General features: G+C 67.0%; 25 protein-coding genes and 1 pseudogene. 11 read left to right on the top strand and 15 right to left on the bottom strand.

What is annotated here, in order from left to right; translation table 11 throughout:
• The first annotated feature begins 9 nt into the window (after nucleotides 1–9).
• Nucleotides 10–1,077 carry a 2-aminoethylphosphonate aminotransferase gene (locus U5768_RS14775; protein ID WP_322031136.1) on the top strand — a complete coding sequence of 356 codons (1,068 nt, stop codon included), beginning with the start codon at nucleotides 10–12 and terminating at the stop codon, nucleotides 1,075–1,077.
• 42 nt (nucleotides 1,078–1,119) lie between these two features.
• Here U5768_RS14775 and U5768_RS14780 read toward each other — a convergent pair whose 3' ends face one another.
• The 6 genes from U5768_RS14780 to U5768_RS14805 form a co-directional block, all read right to left on the bottom strand.
• On the bottom strand, nucleotides 1,120–2,358 hold the full coding sequence (locus tag U5768_RS14780) for a PepSY-associated TM helix domain-containing protein (protein ID WP_322031137.1): 1,239 nt from the start codon (nucleotides 2,356–2,358) through the stop codon (nucleotides 1,120–1,122).
• A 258-nt stretch (nucleotides 2,359–2,616) separates the two neighbouring features.
• Entirely contained in the window at nucleotides 2,617–2,766 is a 150-nt protein-coding gene (locus tag U5768_RS14785) for a hypothetical protein (RefSeq protein WP_165822772.1), read from the bottom strand.
• 149 nt (nucleotides 2,767–2,915) lie between these two features.
• Nucleotides 2,916–3,503 (bottom strand): nucleotidyltransferase family protein, encoded by a 588-nt coding sequence (locus tag U5768_RS14790; RefSeq protein WP_322031195.1) that lies wholly within the window; start codon nucleotides 3,501–3,503, stop codon nucleotides 2,916–2,918.
• A 166-nt stretch (nucleotides 3,504–3,669) separates the two neighbouring features.
• A complete protein-coding gene (locus U5768_RS14795; RefSeq protein ID WP_322031138.1) occupies nucleotides 3,670–5,901 on the bottom strand; it encodes a xanthine dehydrogenase family protein molybdopterin-binding subunit in 2,232 nt (743 codons plus the stop codon).
• Nucleotides 5,898–6,914, bottom strand: a complete 1,017-nt coding sequence (locus U5768_RS14800; RefSeq protein ID WP_322031139.1) for a xanthine dehydrogenase family protein subunit M — start codon at nucleotides 6,912–6,914, stop codon at nucleotides 5,898–5,900. Before U5768_RS14800 ends, U5768_RS14795 begins: the two co-directional genes overlap by 4 nt.
• A 16-nt stretch (nucleotides 6,915–6,930) precedes the next feature.
• Nucleotides 6,931–7,647, bottom strand: coding sequence for a (2Fe-2S)-binding protein (locus U5768_RS14805; RefSeq protein WP_322031140.1), 717 nt, complete (start codon nucleotides 7,645–7,647; stop codon nucleotides 6,931–6,933).
• A 20-nt stretch (nucleotides 7,648–7,667) separates the two neighbouring features.
• Between U5768_RS14805 and U5768_RS14810 the strand changes: the two genes are divergently transcribed.
• The gene (locus U5768_RS14810; RefSeq protein WP_322031141.1) at nucleotides 7,668–8,024 is read left to right on the top strand and encodes a hypothetical protein; all 357 of its coding nucleotides are present in this window, start codon (nucleotides 7,668–7,670) and stop codon (nucleotides 8,022–8,024) included.
• On the opposite strand, the gene U5768_RS14815 is transcribed toward U5768_RS14810, so the two are convergent.
• A complete protein-coding gene (locus U5768_RS14815; RefSeq protein WP_322031142.1) occupies nucleotides 8,014–8,982 on the bottom strand; it encodes a LysR family transcriptional regulator in 969 nt (322 codons plus the stop codon). The genes U5768_RS14810 and U5768_RS14815 overlap by 11 nt on opposite strands.
• 76 nt (nucleotides 8,983–9,058) lie before the next feature.
• On the opposite strand from U5768_RS14815, the gene U5768_RS14820 reads away from it, so the two are divergent.
• Nucleotides 9,059–10,129: a zinc-binding dehydrogenase gene (locus U5768_RS14820; RefSeq protein WP_322031143.1), complete on the top strand. Its 1,071-nt coding sequence runs from the start codon at nucleotides 9,059–9,061 to the stop codon at nucleotides 10,127–10,129.
• A gap of 104 nt (nucleotides 10,130–10,233) precedes the next feature.
• Here the strand turns inward: U5768_RS14820 and U5768_RS14825 are convergent, their stop codons facing one another.
• The gene (locus tag U5768_RS14825; RefSeq protein ID WP_322031144.1) at nucleotides 10,234–11,526 is read right to left on the bottom strand and encodes an aspartate carbamoyltransferase; all 1,293 of its coding nucleotides are present in this window, start codon (nucleotides 11,524–11,526) and stop codon (nucleotides 10,234–10,236) included.
• A gap of 279 nt (nucleotides 11,527–11,805) precedes the next feature.
• Between U5768_RS14825 and U5768_RS14830 the strand changes: the two genes are divergently transcribed.
• The 5 genes from U5768_RS14830 to dapA all read left to right on the top strand — a co-directional run bounded on the left by U5768_RS14830 (nucleotide 11,806) and on the right by dapA (nucleotide 14,815).
• Nucleotides 11,806–12,771, top strand: a complete 966-nt coding sequence (locus tag U5768_RS14830) for a M23 family metallopeptidase (RefSeq protein ID WP_322031145.1) — start codon at nucleotides 11,806–11,808, stop codon at nucleotides 12,769–12,771.
• Entirely contained in the window at nucleotides 12,764–13,120 is a 357-nt protein-coding gene (locus tag U5768_RS14835) for a hypothetical protein (RefSeq protein WP_322031146.1), read from the top strand. Before U5768_RS14830 ends, U5768_RS14835 begins: the two co-directional genes overlap by 8 nt.
• A gap of 55 nt (nucleotides 13,121–13,175) precedes the next feature.
• Nucleotides 13,176–13,625 carry a polymer-forming cytoskeletal protein gene (locus U5768_RS14840; protein ID WP_322031147.1) on the top strand — a complete coding sequence of 150 codons (450 nt, stop codon included), beginning with the start codon at nucleotides 13,176–13,178 and terminating at the stop codon, nucleotides 13,623–13,625.
• Nucleotides 13,626–13,697: 72 nt separating this feature from the next.
• Nucleotides 13,698–13,823: a hypothetical protein gene (locus U5768_RS14845; RefSeq protein ID WP_322031148.1), complete on the top strand. Its 126-nt coding sequence runs from the start codon at nucleotides 13,698–13,700 to the stop codon at nucleotides 13,821–13,823.
• 137 nt (nucleotides 13,824–13,960) lie between these two features.
• Nucleotides 13,961–14,815 carry a 4-hydroxy-tetrahydrodipicolinate synthase gene (gene dapA, locus U5768_RS14850; protein WP_322031149.1) on the top strand — a complete coding sequence of 285 codons (855 nt, stop codon included), beginning with the start codon at nucleotides 13,961–13,963 and terminating at the stop codon, nucleotides 14,813–14,815.
• A gap of 177 nt (nucleotides 14,816–14,992) precedes the next feature.
• Here the strand turns inward: dapA and U5768_RS14855 are convergent.
• From U5768_RS14855 to U5768_RS14870, 4 genes and pseudogenes are all read right to left on the bottom strand, one after another.
• Nucleotides 14,993–15,223: pseudogene (locus tag U5768_RS14855) on the bottom strand (DUF2866 domain-containing protein); the annotation flags it as partial.
• A gap of 230 nt (nucleotides 15,224–15,453) precedes the next feature.
• The gene (locus U5768_RS14860; protein ID WP_322031150.1) at nucleotides 15,454–15,654 is read right to left on the bottom strand and encodes a DUF3562 domain-containing protein; all 201 of its coding nucleotides are present in this window, start codon (nucleotides 15,652–15,654) and stop codon (nucleotides 15,454–15,456) included.
• Between the two features lie 264 nt (nucleotides 15,655–15,918).
• Nucleotides 15,919–16,980 carry an alkene reductase gene (locus U5768_RS14865; RefSeq protein ID WP_322031151.1) on the bottom strand — a complete coding sequence of 354 codons (1,062 nt, stop codon included), beginning with the start codon at nucleotides 16,978–16,980 and terminating at the stop codon, nucleotides 15,919–15,921.
• Nucleotides 16,981–17,050: 70 nt separating this feature from the next.
• Nucleotides 17,051–17,374 carry a metalloregulator ArsR/SmtB family transcription factor gene (locus U5768_RS14870; RefSeq protein WP_322031152.1) on the bottom strand — a complete coding sequence of 108 codons (324 nt, stop codon included), beginning with the start codon at nucleotides 17,372–17,374 and terminating at the stop codon, nucleotides 17,051–17,053.
• Nucleotides 17,375–17,648: 274 nt separating this feature from the next.
• On the opposite strand from U5768_RS14870, the gene U5768_RS14875 reads away from it, so the two are divergent.
• A complete protein-coding gene (locus U5768_RS14875) occupies nucleotides 17,649–20,111 on the top strand; it encodes a tetratricopeptide repeat protein (RefSeq protein WP_322031153.1) in 2,463 nt (820 codons plus the stop codon).
• Nucleotides 20,112–20,251: 140 nt separating this feature from the next.
• Here the strand turns inward: U5768_RS14875 and U5768_RS14880 are convergent, their stop codons facing one another.
• A complete protein-coding gene (locus U5768_RS14880; protein WP_322031154.1) occupies nucleotides 20,252–20,833 on the bottom strand; it encodes a cytochrome b in 582 nt (193 codons plus the stop codon).
• A gap of 180 nt (nucleotides 20,834–21,013) precedes the next feature.
• Here U5768_RS14880 and U5768_RS14885 point away from each other — a divergent pair, with 180 nt between their 5' ends.
• Nucleotides 21,014–21,448 carry a hypothetical protein gene (locus U5768_RS14885; protein WP_322031155.1) on the top strand — a complete coding sequence of 145 codons (435 nt, stop codon included), beginning with the start codon at nucleotides 21,014–21,016 and terminating at the stop codon, nucleotides 21,446–21,448.
• 93 nt (nucleotides 21,449–21,541) lie between these two features.
• Here U5768_RS14885 and U5768_RS14890 read toward each other — a convergent pair whose 3' ends face one another.
• The gene (locus U5768_RS14890; RefSeq protein WP_415913904.1) at nucleotides 21,542–22,246 is read right to left on the bottom strand and encodes an NADPH-dependent F420 reductase; all 705 of its coding nucleotides are present in this window, start codon (nucleotides 22,244–22,246) and stop codon (nucleotides 21,542–21,544) included.
• Between the two features lie 104 nt (nucleotides 22,247–22,350).
• Between U5768_RS14890 and U5768_RS14895 the strand changes: the two genes are divergently transcribed.
• A complete protein-coding gene (locus U5768_RS14895) occupies nucleotides 22,351–23,313 on the top strand; it encodes a LysR family transcriptional regulator (RefSeq protein WP_322031157.1) in 963 nt (320 codons plus the stop codon).
• On the opposite strand, the gene U5768_RS14900 is transcribed toward U5768_RS14895, so the two are convergent.
• Nucleotides 23,301–24,134 (bottom strand): isocitrate lyase/phosphoenolpyruvate mutase family protein, encoded by an 834-nt coding sequence (locus tag U5768_RS14900; RefSeq protein ID WP_322031158.1) that lies wholly within the window; start codon nucleotides 24,132–24,134, stop codon nucleotides 23,301–23,303. The two genes, U5768_RS14895 and U5768_RS14900, sit on opposite strands and share 13 nt — an antisense overlap.
• Nucleotides 24,135–24,207: the final 73 nt, after the last annotated feature.

Consider the following 24,207-nt stretch of genomic DNA (forward strand, 5'->3'; position numbering starts at 1 on the left):
GAGTTACCGATGCTGCTGCTCAATCCCGGTCCGGTCACGCTCACCGAACGCGTGCGCCGGAGCCTCCTCCAGGAAGACCTGTGCCACCGCGAAAGCGAGTTCTTCGACGTGCAGGAAGAGGCGCGCGCGCGTCTCGTGGGCGTGTACGATCTCGACCCCGCGCAATGGCAGGCCGTGCTCATGACGGGCTCCGGCACGGCTGCGGTCGAAAGCATGATCGCGACGCTCGTTCCCGCGAACGGCAAGCTGCTGGTCGTCGAAAACGGCGTGTACGGCGAGCGCATTACCGCGATCGCGAAGCAGTACGGCATCGCGCATGAGGTCGTGAAGCACGACTGGATGCAGGCGCCGGACCTCGCCCGCATCGCGGCCGCGCTCGACGCCGACAAGTCGATCACGCACGTTGCGATCATTCATCACGAAACGACGACGGGCCGTCTGAACGATCTGCGCGCGCTGGGCGAAGCGTGCCGCGCACGCGGCGTGCAAATGCTCGTGGACGGCGTGAGCAGCTTCGGTTCCGAAGCGATCGATTTCGGCGACGCGAGTATCGCGGCGGTGGCGGCCACAGCGAACAAGTGCCTGCACGGCGTGCCGGGCGCGGCGTTCGTGGTGGTGCGCCGCGCCGCGCTGGGTGAGGCGCATAGCCGCACGTACTATCTCGATCTCAAGCGTCTTGCCACCTTGCAGGATCAGCGCAACACGCCGTTCACGCCTTCCGTGCACGCGTATTACGCGCTCGTCGAAGCGCTGCGCGAACTCGCCGACGAAGGCGGCTGGCAGGCGCGTCACGCGCGCTATGCGGCGCTTTCGGAGCAGGTTCGCGCGGGGCTCGCGGCGCGCGGCATGGAAAGCGTGTTGCCGAAGGACGAATCGTCGGTCGTGCTGCGCGCCTTCCGCCTGCCCGCGGGCGTCGATTATCCGCGGCTGCATGACGCGCTCAAGGCGAGCGGCTTCGTGATCTACGCGGGGCAGGGCGGTTTGTCGGCGGAGCTGTTCCGCATCTCGACGATGGGCGACATTCACGCCGCCGATGTCGAGCGCCTGCTCGCGGCGTTCGATGGCGTGACGCGCTAAGCAGGCGCACGGCGGGCGCGCGCATTCGCGACTAGTTCGCGACTAGTTCGCGGCGCGCTCCCGCGTGCCGATCGTGCCGGCTGCTTTCGCTTGCCGGGCCTGCTTCGCGGGCTTGCGCCGCGCACGCGCCTTCTTGAGCCAGATGAGCACGCCGGTCACGCTGAGCAGCGCCACGACGAGCCCTGTCGCGCTGACGGCGATGCGTCCCGCCAACCCGGCAATGCGCCCCGAATGCAACGGAAACTGCGCCTGAACGAAGATGTCGCCCGCGCTGCCCTGGCCGGGAATCTGCCTGCCGAGCACCTCGCCCGTGCGCGCGTTGAACATGAGCCAGGCATTGCCCAGGCCCGCGTCGCCATGGTCCTTGCCGGGCGCGTAGTAGCCCACGCCATACATGCCGGAGGCGGGCAGGCCAAAGAGGCCGCCCGGCGCCGCCGCGATGCCTTCGCGGCGGCCCGCGCCGGCGGCTTCGGCCACGATGCGCGCACGCGCGGCTGAAGTTTCGGCGGGCGTGAGCGGGGGGCCCGGCGCGACGATGCGGAACGGGTCCGGCGCGAGCGTCGAGAAAACGGATACCACAGGGCGCACCACTTGCGCGCCGAGGTTCATCGAAATGGACGTGACGGCCACGACGATCAGGAGTCCCCACAGCCATACGCCGCCCGAGCGGTGCAGATCGAACGTGAGCGCATAGCCGCCGCGCTTCACGCGAAAGGCAAGCGACTTGCGCCAGCTTTTCAGGTTCGGGAACGCGAGCACGATCGCGATGAAGCCGTCAAGAAGCCACACGATGCCCACGACGCCCATCGTCCAGACGCTGAAGTCGATGCCCATCTTTGTCGGCATGAATAGCGTGTAGTGAAGCTGATAGAGGAAGGGGATCAGGTTCTCGCGCGCAAGCGACGCCTTCCCCCACATGCGGCGGCCTTGCTCCTCGCCCGTGACGGGGTCGAGCGCGACCTGATTGAAGCCGAGCGCGTAGGGCGCCTGGCGCGCGGGGTCGGGGCGCGGCGCCACCTGCGCAATCCAGGTGTGGCCCGGCTCGACGGAAAGCGGCATGAAGGTCACGACCGCGTGCGGTTCCGCGGCCTCGAGGCGCCTGGCGAGTTCGAGCGCGGGCAACGGCGCGCCCGGCGTCGCGCTGCGGAAGAACGACGGGTTGAGCAGCGCGTCGAGTTCGTGATCCCACGCGATTACCGCGCCGGTGAGTCCGGCAAGGAACAGGAAGGCTGCGGTGCCAAGACCGAACCAGCGGTGCAGGCGCACCAGCAGCGGTCTCATGCAAAACCTCGGCTCGCCGGCCGGCGAGCGGGGGCGAACGCGATCACGATTGGGCTCACGGCAATCTGGAAATACTGCAAATGGGAATCGTTTGCATTCTACGGATGGACCGCCGAAGGTGCAAGCTCCACGAAAGGCGGTGATTGAGGGACGGGCGCGTTGCGCGACGCGCAAGCGGCACCGCGGCGCTTGCGAACCGGTGTCGCGAACGCTCGACGAGCAAGGTGCGACGCCCGGCCTGGGCGGCCGGACATCCCCTCAGACGGGGTCTTTGTCGGGCGGCCCCTCGGGCTGCTGCGGTTCGTCGTTGTGATGACCCGGCGCGGGCGGGGTGAGCGGGTCGCGTTCGGGGTCGCGCGTCGGATCGGCGAGCGGATCGGGAAGCGGATTCGTGTGCGAACAGATCATCGCGAGGTCCTCTTGCGCTAAAGCGGGTGCGTGCGTGTGGCGGGATGGTGCGCGTGAGCTTATAGCGTAGGCGATCGACAGCATGCCTGGCAGTCGCAATTGAACCGCCGCCGCGCGCAAGTGCGCGAGTGCGCGGCGATGCGCGGGAATCACAGTCCGTTGAGGTCCGCCGGCGTGTCGATGTCGCGCAGAATGCCGGGGTCGTCGACATCCACGCGCGTCAGCGGATGCGAGGCCAGCACGGCGCGCGCGCCCGCGTCGCCGTCGAGCGCGACGAGCGCCGCGCGATGCGGATAGCCGAAGCCCACGGGATGACCGCGCTGCCCGCGATAGAACGGCGCCACGAGCGATGCTCCGCCGTCCAGCGCGCGCGCCACGGCTTCGATCGATTCGACGGCAATGCAGGGCATGTCGGCCAGCGCGACGATCCAGCTTTCGGCGTCATGATCGGTTTCCACGCCGGCGGCGAGGCTCGCGCCCATGCCGCGAGCGGCGTCCGGTGCGAATACGACGTCGCAGCCCGCGTCGTTGAGCACGTGCGCGAGCGTTTCCGCGCCGGGGCGCACCACGGCGATCACTTTGGGTACGACACGCAGCAACCGTTGCGCGGACTCGCGCGCGACGCACGTGCCTTCCGGAAGGGGAGCGAGGAGTTTGTTGCGCAGACCGTTGGGATCGAAGCGCGAACCGGTGCCGGCGGCGAGCAACACGCCGGTGGCGAACGAAGCATAGGCCATGGGTGTGAAGCCCGCGAAGAGGGGGAGCACTGATTGTGCGGCGCAAGCGCGCGCGAGGCAAGCCCCGCGCGCGGCATTTGCCTCCTCTGCGCATTCGACGATTCGCGCATGCACTATGCGGGTGCAAGCATTCCATCGCGGACTGCGCGGTGCCGCGCCATCGCAGTCAAGCGAGCGAATTCATCTGCGGAACGACTTTGTCGAGCGTGATCGGCAAATCGCGCACGCGTACGCCGGTGGCGTGATACACGGCGTTCGCAATGGCCGCCGGCACGCCCGTAATGCCGATCTCGCCGATACCGCGCACGCCGAGCGGATTGAAGCGCAGATCCGGCTCGCCCACGAACAGCACGTCAAGCTCGCCGATGTCCGCGTTCACGGGCACGTGATATTCCGCGAGATTGTTGTTCGTGATGCGGCCCATGCGCGTGTCGAAGAGTCCTTCTTCGTGCAACGCGGTGCCCACGCCCCACACCATGCCGCCCATCAACTGGCTGCGCGCCGTTTTTTCGTTGAGCACGCGGCCCACGTCGTAGGCGCCGACGATGTGCGCCACGCGTATCGTTCCCGTATCGGCATCGACATGCACTTCGGCGAACACCGCGCCGAACGAGTGAAACGCGTACTGCTGCTTTTCCGCGCCGGGCTTCGCGGCGATCTGCGCTTCGACCGGCTGTCCGCCCGCGCGCGCGATGACGGCGGCAACCGGATCGCGGCGCGAGGTGTCGCTGCGGCTCACGAGCCAGCCGTCCTGCACGGTCACGTCGTCGTCGGCGAGACCGTAGACGGGCGAGCCGCGATCGGCGCGCGCGAGCGCGATGAGCTTGTCGCGCACGGCTTGGCACGCGGCCTGCACGGCGGGCGAGACACTTGCCGCCGACTGCGAGCCGCCCGAAACCGGTGCTGGCGGCAAGGTCGAATCGCCGAGCGCGAAGTGGATGCGATTGGGCGGGAAGCCGAGCGCGTCGGCGGCGACCTGGGTCATCACCGTGTAGGTGCCGGTGCCGATGTCCTGCGTGCCCGACGCAACCATCGCCGTGCCGTCGGGCAGGATGCGCGCGACGGCGGCGGCTTCGCTGCGATTCGCAGGGTATGTCGCGCTCGCCATGCCGAGGCCGACAAGCGTGTTGCCGGTGCGCATGGCGCGCGGCGTAGCGAGGCGCCGCGACCAGCCGAAGCGCTGCGCACCCGTCTCATAACATTGGCGCAACGCTTTCGACGACCACGGTTTGCCTTCCTGCGGCTCGCTTTCCGCGTAATTCTTCAGGCGCAGCGCAACGGGGTCCATCTTCAGTTGCCACGCCAGCTCGTCCATGGCCGATTCGAGCGCGAAGGAGCCCGTGGTTTCGCCGGGCGCGCGCATAAAGGTCGGAGTGCCGACGTTCAGGGGTACGACACGATGGCTCGTGCTGCAATTGGGCACCGCGTACATCATGCGCGTGACGAGGCCGCACGTCTCCAGCCAGTCTTCGAACGTGGACGTCTGGGCGAGCGTGTCGTGGCGCAGGCCGGTGAGCGTACCGTCCGCGCGGGCGGCGAGCGAGAGATGCTGCTCCGTATGCGGGCGCGAGCCGATCGGCCCGAACATCTGCGGACGCTCGAGCGCGAGGCGCACGGGGCGTCCCGTCTGCTTCGCGGCCATCGCGCACAGGCTCACGTGCGACCACGAGGACCCTTTGCATCCGAAGCCGCCGCCAAGGAACGGCGAGATCACGCGCACGTTGTCGGGCGGGATGCCGAACACCGCCGCCACGGCGTTGCGCGCGCCGCTCACGCCCTGGGTGGCGTCGTAGAGCGTGAGGTCGGGGCCGTCCCAGCGGGCCATCGTCGCGTGCGGCTCCATGGGATTGTGAAACTGCGTGGGCGTGGTGTAGACCGCGTCCAGACGCACCGCGCCTTCGTGCAAGCCGGCTTCGACGTTGCCGCGCGTCGATTCGACCGGGCGGCCCGGCGGGCTTGGCGGCGCGTGCGCGGCCGCCTTCGCCTGGTTGAAGTCGAGCGTGGCCTGCGTCGGCGCGTAGGCGATGTTGATGTGACGCGCGGCATCGCTCGCATGTTCGAGCGTGTCGGCCACGACGACCGCGACAGGCTCGTTGCTGTAACGCACGACGTTGTCCTGCAGCAGCGTGAGATGCCGTCCGGCGGGCGGCTTGAGCGGCGTTCGCCCGCCGTTGGGCAGGCGCATCGCGCTCTGGTACGTCATGACGAGCAGCACGCCGGGCATGGACTGCGCGCGGCTTGCATCGATCGACGTGATCGTGCCGCTCGCAATCGTGCTGGTGACGAGCACAGCATGCGCGAGCCGCGTTTCGGGGAAATCGCTCGCATAGAGCGCGCCGCCCGTGACCTTGAGCATGCCGTCGATGCGGTCCATCGGTTGTCCGGTCAGCGTGCTCATGCGAAATCTCCGGGGATTTGACCTTGCGTGCCGGCGGCGGCGAGCATCGTCGAGCGGATGATCGCGCGCTGCGCGAGTCCCACCTTGAAGGCATTGGCGCTGAGGGGCCTGGCCTGCGCGAGTTCCGCGGCGGCGGCTTCGCGCAGCGTCGATTCGTCGAGCGTCTTTCCGGCGAGATGCTGCTCCGCCACGCTCGCGCGCCAGGGCCGATGCGCCACGCCACCCAGCGCGATGCGCGCGGTGCGTACGCGGTTGCCGTCGAGTTGCAGCGCGCTTGCCACCGAAACGAGCGCGAAGGCATAGCTCGCGCGGTCGCGGACCTTGAGATAGTGCGAGTGATCGCTGAACATCGGCGGCGGCAGGTCGATCGAGGTAATCAGTTCACCTGACTGAAGCGTGGTGTCGAGATCGGGTCGCTCGCCAGGCAAGCGATGAAACGACGCGAACGCAATCGTGCGCGCGCCGCGCGGCCCGCTTACCTGTACGGTGGCGTCGAGCGCGGCGAGCGCGACGCTCATATCGGACGGATTCACCGCCACGCACTGGGCGCTGGCGCCGAGAATCGCATGTGTGCGGTTGAAGCCGCCAATCGCCGCGCAGCCGCTGCCGGGCGCGCGTTTATTGCATTGGACGAACGCGGTGTCGTAGAAGTACGGGCAGCGCGTGCGCTGCATGAGATTGCCGCCCACGGTCGCCATGTTGCGCAGTTGCGGCGAAGCGCCGGCGAGCAGCGCTTGCGAGAGCAACGGATAACGGGTGCGCACGAGCGTGTGGTTGGCGGCGTCGCTGTTGCGCACCAGTGCGCCGATGCGCAGGCCGCCGTTCGGGAGCGTTTCGACTTGATCGAGCGCCTCGATGCGCGTGATGTCGACGAGCGTCACCGGATGCGCCACGCCGCCTTTCATTAGGTCGAGCAGATTCGTGCCGCCGCCGATGTACATCGCGCCGGGGCGCTGCGCGGCGGCGATCGCGCCGTTCACGTCGGCGGCGCGCTGGTACGAGATGGCATCCATGTTCGTGCCTCCGTACTCAGGCGCCGGCCGTGTGCGCGTCGCGCACGGCGGCCACGATGTTGACATAGGCACCGCAGCGGCAGATGTTGCCGCTCATGCGCTCGCGTATTTCGGCGTCGCTCAGTTGCGCGGGGCGCGTGCGTACGTCGGGCGTGGCGGCGCTCGCGGCGCCTGCCGCGAATTCGCTCAGGCACGCCGTTGCCGAACACAACTGGCCTGGTGTGCAGAAGCCGCACTGGAATGCGTCGCGCTCGATAAAGGCGCGCTGCACGGGGCTCAACGCGGCCGCGCCCGCGAGCCCTTCGACTGTGGTGATGCGCTCGCCTTCGTGCATGACCGCGAGCGTGAGGCAACTGTTAATGCGCCGTCCTTCCACGAGCACCGTGCATGCGCCGCATTGTCCGCGGTCGCAGCCCTTCTTCGTGCCGGTGAGGCCCGCGTAGTCGCGCAGCGCATCGAGCAGCGTGACGCGCGGTTCGATATGCAGCGCATAGGCGCGGCCGTTGATGTCGAGCCTGACCGGTTGCGCGGGCGCCGGTGGCGGCGCTTCGGCGGGGGCGGCGCCCGGCGGGGCGTTCTGCGCGTGCAGATGCGGCGTTGCGCTCAATGCGGCAGCGGCCGCCGCCGATTGCAGGAAGCGGCGGCGCGTGAGATCGGCGGGCGCGCGCGAGGGAGTGGGTTGGGTGGCGTCGTCGCAATCGCACGGCGCATCGAGGGGGCGTTCGTTGGACATGGCGATTTGCGGACTCCAGGATGAAGACGGAACGTAAAGAACGTAAGCCGGGACTTCAGGCGCTGGCCGCGCGTCATGGCGCAGGATTTCGTCGCGCGGCGCAGCGCCTCTTGGGTGCAGCAATTCCGATGCCGTGGTGGCTTGGCCGCGCAGGGCAGAACTGCAAATTGCACTTCCCGAACGCGAAAGTAAAGCGCTTGCGTGTGAATTTTTCGCTGCGGGGTGCGGGATGGCGCATCGCTGTCGCATGGCTGACGGCAGCCCGGCATGAAGCTGGCGCGGTGGACAGAAACGCCGTGCGGGAAGGGGGGCGTGCGCAGCGAGGTGTTTGGCGGGATACGACGATGCGCACACGTTCCCGGATCGTCAATCGATAGGATGGCTAACCATATCGCCATTGGTCAGCGCAACCACGGCCTCGCGCAGCCACACGAGCGCTGGGTCGGCATGATTGCGCGGATGCCATGCCGCATGCATGGAAAAACCGCGTGCTTCGAACGGCAGTTCGAACAGATCCACGCGATCCCGGTAGCGCGCGATGAGCCGGTAGGGGAGCGTCGCCACGTAATCCGTGCGCGCAAGCACCTCGGGGACGAGCGTGAAGTGCTGCACCGAATGCGCCACGCGACGGCGCCGCCCCAGCGCTTCGAGATGTTCGTCCATGAAGCCGAAGAAGCTCGCGCCGCTCGTCGAAACGAGCACGTGCTCGAATGCGCAATAGCTGTCCAGATCGAACGCGGCCGCGCCCCGTGGATGCCCTTTGCGTTGCGCCACCACGAAGCGTTCGTCGTAGAGCTTTCTGGCCTTCAGCGTTGGGGGCACCTGCTGGGCGGAGCCGAGCAGCAAATCGATTTCGCCGCGCTCGAAGCGCTCCGCGAGCGAACCGGATTCAATGGCGATGAACGCCAGTTGCAAGCCAGGCCCGGCGAGCCGTGGCCACTCGATCATCAGCGGCAAGCCCAGCACGGCCACGCACTGATCGCTCGCGGCAACTACGAAGCGCCGTGTGCCCGTGAGCGGATCGAAGGCCGGCTCGCGGCGCACCACCGTTTCGAGAGTCTTGAGCGCCGCGTGCAGCGGCTCCATCAATTCGAGCGCGCGCGCCGTGGGCGTCATGCCGCGTCCGTTGGCGGCGGGAATGAGCAGCGGGTCGTCGAAGAGCTGCCGCAGCCGCGCGAGTTGCGCCGAAACGGCCGGCTGCGTGAGATTCAGGCGCGCGGCGGCGCGCGTCACGTTCGACTCGGCGAGCAGGGCGTCGAGCGAGACGAGCAGATTCAGGTCGATGCCGGAGAGATCAATCACGGTGATAGGTGGAATGTCGGCGATTGATTTCAAGAATACGTGCCGTTCGCCTAGAGTTCAATCCGTCAGATGAACGACGAACCCCTTCCACCTGGAACCTGGAGAAACCATGAAAGCCTGGATGCTCGATCAACCCGGCCAGCCGCTCGCGCTGCGCGACGTTCCGCAACCCGAACCGCGCCGCGGCGCGTTGCTGGTGGCCGTGGAGGCCGTGCCGCTCCTGAGCTATACGCGCCAGTATGTGCAGGGCAAGCTGCCGTATGGCTATCCGCAGGGGCCGTTTTCGCCGGGGACCAACGGCATTGGCCGCGTGCTGGCGGTGGGCGAAGGCGTGTACGGCTATCGCGTCGGCCAGCGTGTGGCGCTGAGCCCCTACTGGGTCGCCGACGAGGCGCTGCGCGAGCCTGCTCAGGCGCTGCTCGGGCTCACGGCGATCAGCCCGGACAGCGCGCCCATGCTCGGCGATTTCCCGCATGGCACGCTGCGCGAGGCGGTCGAGTTTCCGGCCTCGACAGTGTTCCCGCTCGACGGCCTTGATCATGTACCCTCGGCGCAGCTCGCGGCGCTCGGCAAGCTCGTGGTGCCGTTCGGCGGCCTGCGGCGCGGGCGGCTCGCGGCAGGCGAAACCGTGGTGATCAACGGCGCAACGGGCGCGTTCGGCTCGGCGGCCGTGCTCGACGCACTCGCACTCGGCGCCGGCCGCGTCGTGGCGCTCGGGCGGCGCGCGGCCGCGCTGGCGCCGCTCGCGAAGCTCGGCGGCGGGCGCGTCGCGACCGTGGCGCTCAGCGGCGAGACGGCGCGCGACGTGGAAGCCGTCCGCGCCGCGGCGAACGGCGGCGCCGATCTCGCCTTCGACATGGTCGGCCACGCCGCCGATCCCGGCGCCACGCTTTCTGCGCTGCGCAGCCTGCGCCGCAACGGCCGCATGGTGCTGATGGGCAGCATGGATGTGGATTTGCCGATCAAGTACGCGGAGATGCTGATCAACAACTGGGAGTTGATGGGCCAGTTCATGTACAGCAGCGCGGACTACCGCGCGCTAATCGCGCTCGTGCAGTCGGGCCAGTTGCCGCTCGATGCGATCGACGTGGAGCGCCATTCGTTCGATGCGCTGGAGACGGCCATCGACGCGGCGGAAAAAGCCGAAGGCCTGACCTGCGTCGCGGTGTGCGCGTCGTGACGCGCGGGAGCGCTCCATAAACACATCGGCCCGCAAGCGCGACTGACGCCTGCGGGCCGATTTCGTTGCCCGGGTTCGTCGCCCGGTTGCGAACGCAACGAGGATCAGTCGATACCGTGAAACACGGCGTCGTCCGGACCGAGGTACGCAGGCGGACGCCACACCGCATCGCGCATCGAATGCTGCACGAGATTTTCCACGCCGAGCAGCACCGCGAAGATCGCCATGCGCACCGGAATGCCGTTGTCGGTCTGGCGGAAGATCGCGAGGCGCGGATCGTGGTTCAGATCGGTCGAGAGATCGTTCGCGCCCGGACGGCTATCGCGCGGCAGCGGGTGCATGACGAGCGTTTCGGCGCTGCAGCACTCGTCCATCGTTGCCTGGTTGATCTGGAATTCGGGCGTGTAGCCTTCAAACGATTCGTCGGCGAAGCGCTCCTTCTGGATGCGCGTGGCGTACACCACGTCCGCGCCGCGCAGGCCCGCGCGCAGATCGTGCGTTTGCTCGACCACGTGACCGTTGGTCGAGATCTTGTCGACGATGTACGCCGGCATTTCGAGCTGCGGCGGCGAAATGAGCGTGAACTTGATGCCGCGATACAGCGCGAGCAGCTTTACGAGCGAGTGCACCGTGCGGCCGTACTTGAGGTCGCCCACGAGCGCGATGTGCGCGCCGTCGACGATCTTGCCCAGACGCGAGAACTCGCGCTGGATGGTGTAAAGGTCGAGCAGCGCCTGGCTCGGGTGCTCGCCGGGGCCGTCGCCGCCGTTGATCACGGGAATGTTCACGGCGCGCGCGAATTCGGCCACGGAGCCTTGATCAGGATGCCGAATCACCATGGCGTCCACGTAGCCGGCCATCACGCGGCTTGTGTCGTAGATCGATTCGCCCTTCGCCATCGAGGAGAACGTGAAGCCGGTCGTGTCGCACACCGAACCGCCCAGGCGGCAGAAGGCGGCGCCAAAGCTCACGCGCGTACGTGTGCTGGCTTCGAAGAAGAGGTTGCCCAGCACCGCGCCTTCGAGCACGCGCGAGATTTTCCGGCGGCGCGCGATGGGCTGCATGATGTCGGCCACGCGGAACAGGGCTTCGACGGAATCGCGCGAGAACTGCTCGACGGAAAGCAGTTGCGGCTTGCCCTCGAACTGCATCTGGCTGGCGAGCGAGCGCGAATCTACGCTTTGCGTATAGACTTCGCGCGATTCGCCGCTGCCGACGATTTCCGAAACGAAGCGCTCGACGATCTCCGGCATGGCGCGCGATTCCTGCGACTCCTCGGGCAGCAGCCACGTATCGAGCGCACGACGCGACACGCCGATACGGCTTGCGAATGCGTCGCGGGTCATGTTCAGACGCCGCATGGCGTCGCGGAGGAAGGCTTGTTGCGGAACGCTCATGCTGGCACCCGTGAGTTCTGGTTGATGTACGCGGTGCGTATATTAGTTCGACGGCGCGAGAAGTCAAGCTCTTTTGGCCGAATGCGCGCTCCAAGGTCGCGCACGCCCTGCGTCCCTTAAATTGGGATGGCGCTTTTTGCGACGCCACGATAATCGCCGCTTTGAATTTTTCCAGGCCGGCGCTCGCGGGCCATTGCAGCCGAAGATGTCCGCTTTACCTCTCCCATTGCACGCCCTCCGCGCGAGCCTTCGGCCCGCACGGTCCTCGCGGAGCCGACCATGAAGTTTCCATGGTCAAGCTCGGCCGGCGACCTGACCCGGGGCGACGTCCGCTTCGTTACGCACGAGACGGCGCGGCGCGCCGCGATTGCGTCGGCATGCGCGGCGGCCGTGCTTGCGCTGGCCGGCGGCGTGGCGATCGGCCATTTCGCGGGCGCTCCTGCCGGATCCGCCTCTGGCTTCGCCGCCGCGAATCAGCATCACTACGTGGTCGGCGAAATCGGGCGCATGGACGCTTCCATCGCGTTGCTCGATCCGCGCATCGAGCGCCTCGCTGGGGAACTCGCGCAGTTGCGCCAGTTCGACCAGCGGCTGCGCGCGCTGCCGGCGCGCGGCGCAGCGGCCGCGCCCTCGCCCGCGCGCCCGGGCGAAGAAGGCAATCAGGGCAATGACAGCGACGGCGAGGGCGGCCCCGCGCTGGCGCCGCGCCGCTGTGTGGAAGCGTCCGCCGCGCACGCGAACGCCAAGGCCGTCAACGGCGCAATCGACTGCATGGCCGCGACGCTTTCCGCGCTCGAGCAGGCCACCGCCGAGCATGAGGCCGCGTGGGACGCGTTCCCGGGGCGCCGCCCGATCGAAGGCGGCCGCAACGGCTCGCCGTTCGGCAACCGCATCGATCCGTTCACGCAGCGCCTCAGCTTTCATCCGGGCATGGATCTGGTTGCGCCGGCCGGCACGCCCATCCTCGCGGCGGCGGGCGGGCGCGTGATCTTCGCGGGGCCGAAGGGGGGTTATGGCAATGCAGTCGAGATCGACCATGGCAACGGCTTCATTACGCGTTACGGCCATGCCTCGAAGATCGACGTGCGCGCGGGCCAGATCGTGCTGCCGCAGGACCATATCGCCGACGTGGGCTCCACGGGGCGCTCGACCGGCCCGCATCTGCACTTCGAAGTGCTCGTGAACGGGCAGCCCGTCAATCCCGCCGACTATCTCGCACTCTTCGCTGCGCCCGCCAATGGCTGATCCGAGACGTACCCCGCGCACGCATACCAATGCCGATCGCGCTTACGAACTGCAACCGGTGCGCTCGCTCGCGTGGCGCGTGGGCGGCGCGGCCTTGTGGGCCGTGCTTGCCGCCACGGCCGGCGCCGGCGTTACCGCATGGCTGCTCAAGCCGCAAAGCGAGCCGAGCTGCCCCGTGGTCGCGCCCGACGCCCTGAGCCGCGAACTCAGCGACACGCAACTGCGGCTCGAACAGGAACGCGCCGCGCGCGCCACGCTGCAAACCACGGCGCAAGGCGCGCAGGCCATGGTCGCGAAGCTGCAGGCCGAGCTTCTGTTTCTGCGAAACCATGGCGCCGGTTCGCGCTGAACTTCAAGGCGCGCCGCGCTTCTTCATCGATATTTACACCACACGGTAGTCTTCCATGTTTAGCAACAAGAAAAAGCCGCAACCGGGCATCGAGCAAACCAAGCTGGCGACGCTGATCGCGCAGGACATCACGATCACGGGAGACCTCGAATACGCCGACGGGCTGCGCCTCGACGGCCGCGTGCACGGCAACGTCGCCAGCAAGCGCGGCGCGAAAACGCTGCTCGTGCTGAGCGAGCGCGGCGCGATCGAGGGCAACGTGCACGGCTACGACATCGTGGTGAACGGGCGCATTCAGGGCGACGTAATTGCCGATCACTTCGTCGAACTGCAGGCGAACGCGCACGTGGTCGGCAATATCTACTACCAGCAATTGCAGATGGACTGCGGCGCGTCGGTGGACGGCAAGCTCACCAAACGCGATCCGGGCGAAACGAGCGCGAGCGGCGACGCCCAGAGCCTGCTGCTCGATTCGCCTCAATTCGAGGTGCTGCCGCGCGAGTAAGCGCTTATCGAGCGCATATCGAGCACGCCGGCGCGCGCCCGCAAACGCGCAATCCCGGTTACACTGCGCGACATGCTCCGTCATCCGCTCCGCCACGATCTGCCGAATGTCACCGCCGCCATGCGCGCGGTGCCGTCGTTCGCGCAGGCCGCTTCGGCGCGGGTGAAAGCCAAAGCCAAAAAACAGCCGCTCATCTGACCGGAGTTCGCTGTTCCGTCAGATGTGCGACGGAACAGCCAGTCGAAGGCGCCCCGCCTTTCGCATCCCTCCCGGCTTGCTTCCCTCCTGCGCACCGCTGAACGGATCTTCCATACGGTCGAGTTCAAGGGAAAGTCATGTCTGGTTTTTCGGGTATCTGGATTCCGCTCGTCACGCCGTTCAACGCCGGCGCAGTCGATCATGCCGCGCTTCATTCGCTCGTGCGCCATTACGTCGAGGCCGATGTGGCCGGCTTCGTCGCGCTCGGCACGACCGGCGAGCCCGCCGCGCTGAGCGAGGAAGAGGCCGACGACGTGCTCGCCACCGTGCTGGCGTCGGCGGGCGGCCTGCCGGTCGTGGCGGGCGTGAGCGGCAATCATACGGCGGCGGTGTGCGAGCGGATCGCGGCGCTCAACGAGCGGCCCATTGCGGGCGTGCTGGCGGCGGCGCCATACTACATCCGCCCTCCGCAGGCAGGTGTGATCGGCCACTTCGCGGCGCTTGCCGATGCGAGCCGCAAGCCCCTGATCATTTACGACATCCCCGCGCGTACGGGCGTGCGCATCGAGTTGCCGACCCTGCTCGAACTCGCCGCGCACGAGCGCATTGTCGCGGTGAAGGACTGCGGCGGCTCGCTCGACAAGACGCTTGCGTTGATACTCGACGGCCGTTTGCAGGTGCTCTGCGGCGAGGACATCGAGATGTTCGGGGCGATGTGCGCGGGCGCGAGCGGGGCAATTGCGGCGTCGGCGCATTGGCGGCCGGAGCGTTTCGTGGCGATGGCGCGAGCGTTGCAGGAAGGGCGTCTAGCCGATGCGCGCGCGATCTGGCACACGCTCGTGCCGCTCGTGCGCGCGGCGTTCGCGGAGCCGAATCCGGCGCCGGTGAAGGCGGGGCTGGCCGCGCGCGGGCTGATCCGCAATGAACTGCGCGCGCCGATGACGCGTGTGAGCGATGAACTGGACGAGGCGCTGGCGCGGCTCCTGGTTTGAAGCTGCCAGCGCGGGAACGGGACGTTGCAGGTTGGGCGCACGCGAGCGCCCGCCTGTGCGACCGCCGCGAAAGCGGCGCTGCTAGCGCGCCGCGCGTGCGTTCGCGGCGCCGGACGCGCGGCGGCGGCGCGTGCGCGGACGCTCGACAGCGGCCGGCTCGCCGTTCAGCAGAATGCGGCGGCCCGGCACGTGCTGCGCAACGAGGCGCGCGATGTCGAGCGCCGTGCTCTCGGCGGGTACGACCTGGCGGCGGGCGCTCTCGTCGAGCGGCGTCGTCCATTCGACGAGCCGGTAGGCGCGGCCCCACGGATGCTGCAGCGGCGTGGAGACCCGGCACGACGCGACTGTCGAAGCCGCGCCGTCGCGTAGCAGGGACTGCAGGTGCACCAGCACATCGTCTTCAACCATGACCTCGCTCCTTCCCAGACTTGCCGCGCAAAAAAACGCCGCCGATGTTCCGGCGGCTCAACAGGGGTTGAGCCTATGGTTGCAGCAAAGAATTAAACCAAACTTAAGAGGGAAGCATGGCGCGATGTTTGGCCGGGTGAACCCGGGCCGGCCAATGGAAATAGCGGTGCACGCCCTGCGCGGGCGCGCACCGCTTCAGAAAAACGTCGCGGGTGTCGCGGGTGGGGCGATCAGCGTGATTTTGAGCCGTTTTGCCGCAGCGTCGCACGCGTCTTGCGCGCGGCGAACAGCGGCAGATAGTCCTGGATGCGCGCTTGCGCGCGATATTCATTGAGCGTGTCGGCGTAAATGCGCGCGACCGTTTCTTCCGGCGTGTTGGTTTCTTCGGCGATGGTATGGACGATTTCGGCAACGTCGGCGGTCTTCGGCATGTCTTGGCTCCGGTCAGCGAGCAGGGGTTGGCGGGCAGGGTTTGAATTCAAGGATATCCGGGCGCGGGATACCAATTGAATCCGGCTATCGAGCGATATCGCCGCGGCCCGGTAGAAGGAGGGATCTGTCGAAGTTTTCGCGTCCGCTCGCGCGCACGCCCGCATTTTCGAGACTTCCAGCGAAAAGCGGCCACGGCGAGGGAGAACGCCTCCGCCGTGGCCGCCAGGTGGCATGCGGCGACGAACCGCATGCGCTTGCGCGGGTTACGCCGCGCTTTCGAGCGACGGGTAGTCCGTGTAGCCCGTTTCGCCGCGCGCGTAATACGTCGACGGATTCGGCGCGTTGAGCGGGGCGTTCAATTCGAAGCGGCGCGGCAGATCGGGATTCGCGATGAAGAGCTGACCCCACGCGACCGCGTCGGCTTCGTCTGCCGCGAGCACGGCCTGCGCCGATTCCAGCGAGAACTTTTCGTTCGCGATGAACGGGCCGCCGAATTCGGCCTTCAACTGCGGGCCGAGACGGTTGTCGCCCAGCGATTCGCGCGCGAAGAGGAACGCGATCTTGCGCTTGCCAAGCTCGCGCGCCACATAACCGAACGTCGCCGCCGGATCCGAATCGCCCATCGTGTGAGCGTCGCCGCGCGGTGCGATATGCATGCCGACGCGATTCGCGCCCCACACGTCGATACACGCGTCGGTGATTTCGAGCAGCAGGCGCGCGCGATTTTCGATCGAGCCGCCATAGGCGTCCGTGCGGTGATTCGTGCTGTCCTGCAAAAACTGGTCGAGCAGATAACCGTTCGCACCGTGAATTTCCACGCCGTCGAAACCGGCCGCCTTCGCGTTCACCGCGCCCTGGCGGAACGCGGCGATCACGCCCGCGATTTCCCCGGTTTCGAGCGCGCGCGGCGTGACGAAGCCGCGTTGCGGACGCACGAGGCTCACGTTGCCTTGCGGCGCGATGGCGCTCGGCGCCACCGGCAGATCGCCGTTCAGGAATACGGGGTCGGAAACGCGGCCCACGTGCCACAGTTGCAGGAAGATGCGGCCGCCCGCGGCGTGTACCGCTTCGGTCACGACCTTCCAGCCTTCCACCTGCTCCTGCGACCAGATGCCCGGCGTTTCGGCATAGCCGATGCCTTGCGGCGTCACCGAGGTCGCCTCGCTGATGATGAGGCCGGCCGTGGCGCGCTCGGCGTAGTACTTCGCCATGAGCGCGTTGGGCACGCGTACGTCGCCCGCGCGCTGACGCGTGAGCGGGGCCATGATGATGCGGTTCGGCAGCGTGAGGTCGCCGATCTGGATGGGGTCGAAAAGCGTTGCCATGTAGGTTCACCTTGTCTGCGGGCGCGGCCCGCGTGCTGAAAAGCGATACGGGACTCGAAACGGACGACAATCACAACTGCGCGTTCATGTGGGCGATGAACGCCTCGATGACCGGCTCGTTGCGCTTGAAGAACACCCACTGCCCCACGCGTCTGGACGTGACGAGTCCGGCCTTCTGCAAGACGGCCAGATGCGCGGAGACCGTGGATTGCGAAAGCTCGCAATGCGCGTCGATCTTGCCCGCGCAAACGCCGTTTTCGAGCGGCAGTTCCTGGTCGCCGAAATGCACCTGCGGCTCGCGCAGGCACGCGAGAATCTCGCGGCGCACCGGGTTGGAGAGCGCCTTGCAGATCGCGTCGACGTCCAGAGTGGGAGTGGCAGGGGGTTTCTTCATCGCGGTTGCATCGTAACTGTCCGAATCATATATCGGAATTATACGATATGGGCGATGGCACTCTTTTCAATAGGGTTGCCCGTTATCGACATACAAAAAGCAAATCCGTCAGGCCATCACGCAGATGGACTTGCAGTAAATCAAAGAATCACTACGGCCAGCATTTTCGGGATCGCGGGGCGTCCATAGTTCGCAGCCTTTAGCCTCAACAATTGCGTGCGGCCTGAAGCGCTCTCGCCCCTGCGCAGCGCACGAGGTCACCCTCACCACCAACATGTACGATTCCGCACTCGCCGCCTGGCGTGCCGGCCGGCTCGTCGAAGCGGAACGCCATTGTCAGACGGCGCTCAGCCACGCATCCCGTCAGCCAGAGACGCTGCACCTCGCGGGTCTGATCGCGTTCCAGCAAGGACACTTTGCCAAGGCCAGTACGTTCCTGAGAGAGGGACTTGGTCCGCAACAGAACCCGTCCCGCCTGGTCGATCTCGCCCTCGCGTTGCACACACAAGGTCGCATCGACGACGAACGCGCTGCACTCTTACGCGCGCTCGAACTCGATCCCGCAATCGCCGTTGCGCACTTTTACCTGGCCAATAACTGCGGCGCGGGTAACGCACTTGAGGCCGAAAAGCATCTGCGCCGAGCGCTCGAGCTTCAGCCGGTGTTTCCGGAAGCGCACAACAATCTCGGCAACCTGCTACGCGGCTCGCGTATCGAAGAGGCGCGAAGCGCGTTCGAGCGCGCAATTGACCTGGCGCCCGGCTTCATGCAGGCACATTTCAATCTGGGTACGTTGCTCGCGCAATCTCAGCCCGAAGTTGCCGAGGCGGCATTGCGCCGTGCTCTCCATCTCGATCCGGACTTCGCACCCGCCTGGAACGCGCTCGGAAATCTGCTTTCCGCATCACGGCCGCTCGAAGCCGAGGATGCCTTGCGCCGTGCCGTCGCACTCAATCCTGCGCTCGCCATCTCCTGGTTCAATCTCGGCAACCTGTTGTGCGAGAGCCGCCCCGACGAGTCCGTAGCCGCGTACAGGCGCGTAGTCGCGTTAAATCCACGCGCCGCAGCCGCGTGGTCGAATCTCGCCCATCTCCTCTCAAGAACGCATCCCGTGGAAGCCGAGACAGCAGCACGCAACGCCATCGCTGCTGATCCGACCCTTGCCGACGCGCACTACAACCTCGGCACCGTGCTTGGCCGCGCGAAGCCTGACGAAGCCGTCGCTGCGCTTGAACGTGCCGTCGCTTTGCAACCGCGTGACGCGAATGGCTGGTATCAACTCGGCCACGTGCTGGCCGACGGGGATCTTCCCGGCGCGGAAGCGGCGCTGCGCAGGGCGCTCGAAGTGGAACCGGAGTTCGCTGGCGCGCAGACTGCGCTGGGCGACGTGCTCTTCAAGATGGGACGGCTTGACGAGGCGATCGACGCCTATCGGCATTCGCTCGCATGCAACCCTGCCGACAGCGTGGCGCACAGCGACCTTATCTTCGCACTCGCATTTCAAACGGACGACCCACATTTACTGCTCGAAGAAAGCGAACGCTATGCGGCCCGGCATGAGGAGCCCGTTTTCAGGTCGGCGCGTGCGCAGCGCCATGCGAACGATCTGGCGCCTGAGCGGCGTTTGCGTATTGGCTATGTATCGCCCGACTTCTATTACCACTGCCAGTCGCTTTTCACAGTGCCCCTGCTGTCACAGCACGATCATGAGGCGTTTGAGATCTTCTGCTATTCCGGCGTCGCGCGTCCCGATGCCATGACGGCGCGTATCAAGAATTTCGCCGATGTATGGCGCGATGTTCGCACGGTCGGTGATACGGAACTCGCTCAACAGATACGCGCGGACCGTATCGATATCCTCATCGACCTGACCATGCACATGGCTGGCTCGCGGCGCCCGCTGTTCGCGCACCGGCCCGCGCCGGTCCAGGTCGCGTGGCTCGCCTATCCGGGCACCACGGGCAGCCGTGCCATGGACTACCGGCTCACCGATCCGTGGCTCGATCCTCCTGATGAATCTGGCCGCGACGCGCTCTACACCGAACGTTCGCTCCGCCTGCCTGACGCGTTCTGGTGCTATGACGCCCAGGCCGACCTTGGCGCCGTCAACGGCTTGCCTGCAGCGAGCGGCGCGACGTTCACGTTTGGCTGCCTTAACAACCCTGCCAAGATCAGCGATCACGCGCTCCATCTGTGGAGTCGGGTAATGGCCGCCGTGGGGGATTCGCGTTTGCTGCTGCTCGCGCCGCCAGGCGCACCGCGCGAACGGATCGCCGCGCGCTGTGCGGCGCAGGGCATCGACGCCTCGCGGGTGGCGTTCGTCGGCCATCAGGCACGCGCCCCGTATCTGGAAACGTACCGTCGCATTGATCTCGCCTTGGACTCGTTTCCTTACAACGGCCACACCACGAGCCTCGACGCGTTCTGGATGGGCGTGCCCGTGGTCACTCGCGCGGGCCGCTCTGCGGCGAGCCGTGGCGGATGGAGCCTCGCGGCCAATCTGGGCCTGCCTGAACTCGTTGCGCATACGGACGAGGACTTTGTGCGCGTTGCCAGCGAACTTGCGCGCGATCTGCCTCGTCTGGCGGCGTTGCGCGCGGGGTTGCGGGTGCGCATGGAAGCTTCGCCACTGATGGATGCGCCGCGTTTCGCACGAAACATGGAGCGTGCTTACCAGAAAATGTGGCAGGAGTATCGGGTGGCGCAGCGTGGCCTGGAAGTGGAGCGCGCCCGCTGACGTTCGAATTGCAGATCGCAAACGGCCGAAGCCGCAACAAACAGTATGTCGACCGGCGCGCTACAGTGGCGATGGACGCGTGAAAGTCTCATCGCCCGGTAGGTGGCTGTGAACGGACAATAGTCTCCGAATTTCCGTGCTTAGCGCTTCCCCGCGCGCCCGGTCATGCGTCCGAGGATGTCCACGCGTTGCACCGCCTGATGGTAGATCACCGCGAGCACATGCCCGGCGATCAGCACGTACGTGAGGTACGCCAGCCAGTAGTGGACCTTCGAGCCGAGCTGACCAAGCGCCTTGTCTGCCGGCACGACGGCGGGCACCTGAAACAGCCAGAACCAGTTCACCGGATGGCCGCCGCCATACGAGTTGATATAGCCGCTGATCGGCATGGCGAAGAGAATCAGATACAGCAGGCCATGACCGACGTGCGCGAGTTTCTGCTCGAAGAGAGGAATGCGTTGCGGCAGCGGCGGCGTGGTGCCCGAAAGCCGCGTCACGACGCGGATCAGCGTGAGCAGCAGGACGGTCAGTCCAATCGATTTGTGGAAATTAATCCAGGTGCCGCGCGACGGGTCATGACGGTCCATCGTCGTCATGTACCACGCCACCGGAATCACGACGAACATGCATAACGCGGTCAGCCAGTGCAGCACGCGTAGCGTGAGGCTGTACGTGGGGCTTGCCAGCGACAACGCGGAAACGGAGTGTGGCGTTCGGGACATGGTGGAGGCCCTTTAGCAGTCGGATCTGGCAAGCCTGCCACAAAAAGGCCTTCATGGAGCGTCGTGCCGCGCCGGGACCATTTTGTTACACCTCTTACGGGGTCCAGGCGTTGGCGTTACAAGGAGCTTTCAATTTGGCCGCTATACTCGGTCCCGTCTCAAAAACGTAAGAGAACAACTATGTCGAAGAAACTCATCCAGATGGTTGCCGTTGCCGCGCTGACGGCGGCGGCCTCGCTCCCGGCGCTGGCCGGCGATATGAACAACGTACTGGGTGGCGCGCTCGGCGGTGTCGCGGGCGCGGCTTTGGGCGGCGCGGTGGGCGGCGGCACTGGCGCTGTGATCGGCGGCGCAGTGGGCGGCGGCGCGGGCGGCGCGGTTACTTCGAATCGTCGCGAGCGCACGGGCGCCATCATCGGCGGCGCGCTTGGCGGGGGCGCAGGCACGGCGGCGGGTAATGCCATGGGCGGCCCCGCCGGCGGCCTGATCGGCGCGGCGGTGGGCGGCGGCGCGGGCTCGGCGCTCGGCGGGAATGTCTCGCGTTCGAACTCCTACGCCGACGACTATTCGCGCGGCTATCACGGCAAGCGCCACAAGCACCGTCACTACGATTAAGCACAGCATGCAAGGCGGGGCGGTAGTGCCTCGTTGCGTCCCGTCTCGCATGATCCTGGCGTTAGTTGATTCGGTGTGCCAGGAAATCCGGGTTCAACGAACTTCGGTCGCGCGCGGTTTGCGTCGCCATGAGCCATGCGGCAGCTCCTTGTCGCGTTCGGCGGCGGCGAGCGCGGCGCGCAGTTGCATACGGTTCAACGGGATGCAATAGGCGGGTTTTGCGCGCTCGAAGCGCCAGCTATCGGCGAGCGATCCCGAGTCGAACGCGTCGAAATCGAGTTGCGCGTGCAACGCCGCCACGAACGCCTTCGCGTCTTCATCGTCGCCCGCTAGGGGCAGCGCACGCCGGTTGCCCTCGACAGGCGGCCGCTCTTCGCGCGGCAGGTCGTACGCGAGAATCGCATTGAACGCCTTGACCACGCGTGCGCCATGCAGGCGCTGCGCGACGCGCTCGCTCGTGGCCTCGCGGTATTCGTCGAACGCGGCGATGGCGCCGTCGCGCGGCGGATAGTAATTCATGGTGTCGATGACGACTTTGCCGGCGAGCGTATCGACCGGAATGTCGTCGAGCGCCAATAGCGGGAGTGCCGCGATGACGATCTCGCCGAACGCAGCGGCTTGCTCCAGCGTGCCGATCCGGCAACCCAGCGACGCCGCCTCTGCCGCGCGTGCCTCGGGACGACGCGACGAGAGCATCACCTCATGCCCCGCCTGCGCGAGAAGTTTGCCCAGCGTCATGCCGATCTCGCCCGCGCCGAGAATGCCGACGGTCAATCGATGTTCGCTGTGTGCTTTCATGGAAAATCCCCGTAGTTGGAAATGGAGACCCCAGCGTAGCGCCGAAACCGTCATGCGATAATCGGCCTTTCCGGTTAAAGACTTGAAACGGCGGATTTCCAATCGTGGACAAACTGACCAGCATGACCGTGTTCGTGAAGACAGCGGAATCCGGTTCGTTCACGGCGGCGGCGCGCATGCTCGCGATGACGCCGCAAATGGCGGGCAAGCACGTCGACGCGCTCGAGAAGACGTTGGGCGTGCGCCTGCTCCAACGCTCGACGCGCAAGCACGCGCTCACCGAAGCGGGCCGCGCGTATTTCGAAGCCTGCCGGCGCGTGCTCGAAGAGGCGGCCGCCGCCGACGCCATCGCGCTCGCGCAAACCGCCCACCCGCAGGGCACGCTGCGCGTGACGGCGCCCGTCGCGTTCGGCGCCTTTCGGCTTGCCGATGAAATCAAGGCTTTTCTCGCCGATTGCCCCGACGTGAAAATCGATCTCGTGCTGAGCGACCGGCAGTTCGACCTCTTGCAGGATGGTTTCGATGTCGCGTTTCGCATCGGCGCGCTGCCCGACTCGCAACTCGTCGCGCGGCCGCTCGCGCCTTACCGGCTCGTGCCGTGCGCCGCGCCCGCCTATCTCGCGGCTCACGGAACGCCGGCGCATCCGCGCGAACTCGCGCAGCACATGTGTCTCGATTACGCGTTCGACAGCTTTCCGGCGCCGCGAACGTGGATCTTCCAGGACGGCGACACGCAAATCGAAGTCGAGCCGCGCGGCCAGTTGCGCAGCAACGACACGCGCGCGCTGATCGCGGCGGCGGAAGCGGGCGTGGGCATCGTGCTCGCCGGTGAGCCGAGCCTGGCGCCGTCGGTGGCCGCGGGCCGGCTCGTGCCGCTGCTCGAGGCGTATGCCGCGCCGGTGCGGCCCATGCATCTGCTTTACGCTGATCGCCGCGCGCAGGCTCCCAAGCAGCGCGCGTTCGTGGCGTGGGCGCTGGCGTGCTTCGGCGACACTGGCAACGTCACCGGTGTGCGCAAACCGCGCGCACCCCGCACGTCGCTCACGTCAACTAATCAGGTTTCCTGACGAAAGGCGGCGTTGAGCGTCGCACCGGACGCCGCGTTCTGGAAGCCGTCGAAGCGCCCTTCGGCCAGCCGTTGCGCCGCGTGCAGGAAGCCGCCCCATGCGGCGCGTGCAAGGCCCCCGCCCACGCTCACGCGTCGCACGCCGAGCGAGGCGAGATCGTCGAGCGTGAAGGTCGAGTTCGCGCCGATCAGCACGTTCACCGGCTTCGGCGCGAGCGCGGTCACAACGGCCACGATCTGCTCACGCGTCTGGATGCCGGGCGCATAAAGACAGTCGGCGCCTGCCTGCGCATACGCCTGCAAGCGCGCGATGGCGTCGTCGAGGTCGGGCACGCCCGCCACAAAGTTCTCCGCGCGGCCGACGAGCACGGTGTCGCCGCCACGCGCGTCGATAGCGCGCCGCGCCGCGCGCATGCGCTCGACGGCGACCTCGATCGGCAGCAGCGGCGCGGCCTGGTCGCCGGTCGAATCTTCCACGGAAAGCCCCGCAACGCCGCTCTCGACCGCAAGGCCCACGCTTTCTTCGACGCCTGCGGGGTCCGCGCCGAAGCCGCTTTCGAAGTCGGCGTTCACGGGCACGTCGGTGGCCGCGACGATCTCGCGCAGGTGCGCGAGGATCGCGTCGCGCGGGAGGGTGTTGTCGGCGTGGCCGCGCGACCATGCGAAACCGGAACTCGTGCTCGCGAGCGCCTTGAAGCCGAGGCTCTGGAGATAACGCGCGCTGCCCACGTCCCACGGGTTTGGCAGTACGAAGCAACCGGCGGTGTGCAGCGCGCGAAAGTCGGCGCGTTTTTCGGCGATGGTGCGGGTGGGTCCTGACATGGCAAGTCTCCTCCTGGCTCGTGAGTGGGCGGCGGGGCGTCTGCGCTGGGTGCACTGCCTGCCGCACCGACCG

The sequence above is a fragment of the Paraburkholderia sp. J76 genome (genome assembly GCF_905220295.1).
Lineage (GTDB): Bacteria > Pseudomonadota > Gammaproteobacteria > Burkholderiales > Burkholderiaceae > Paraburkholderia.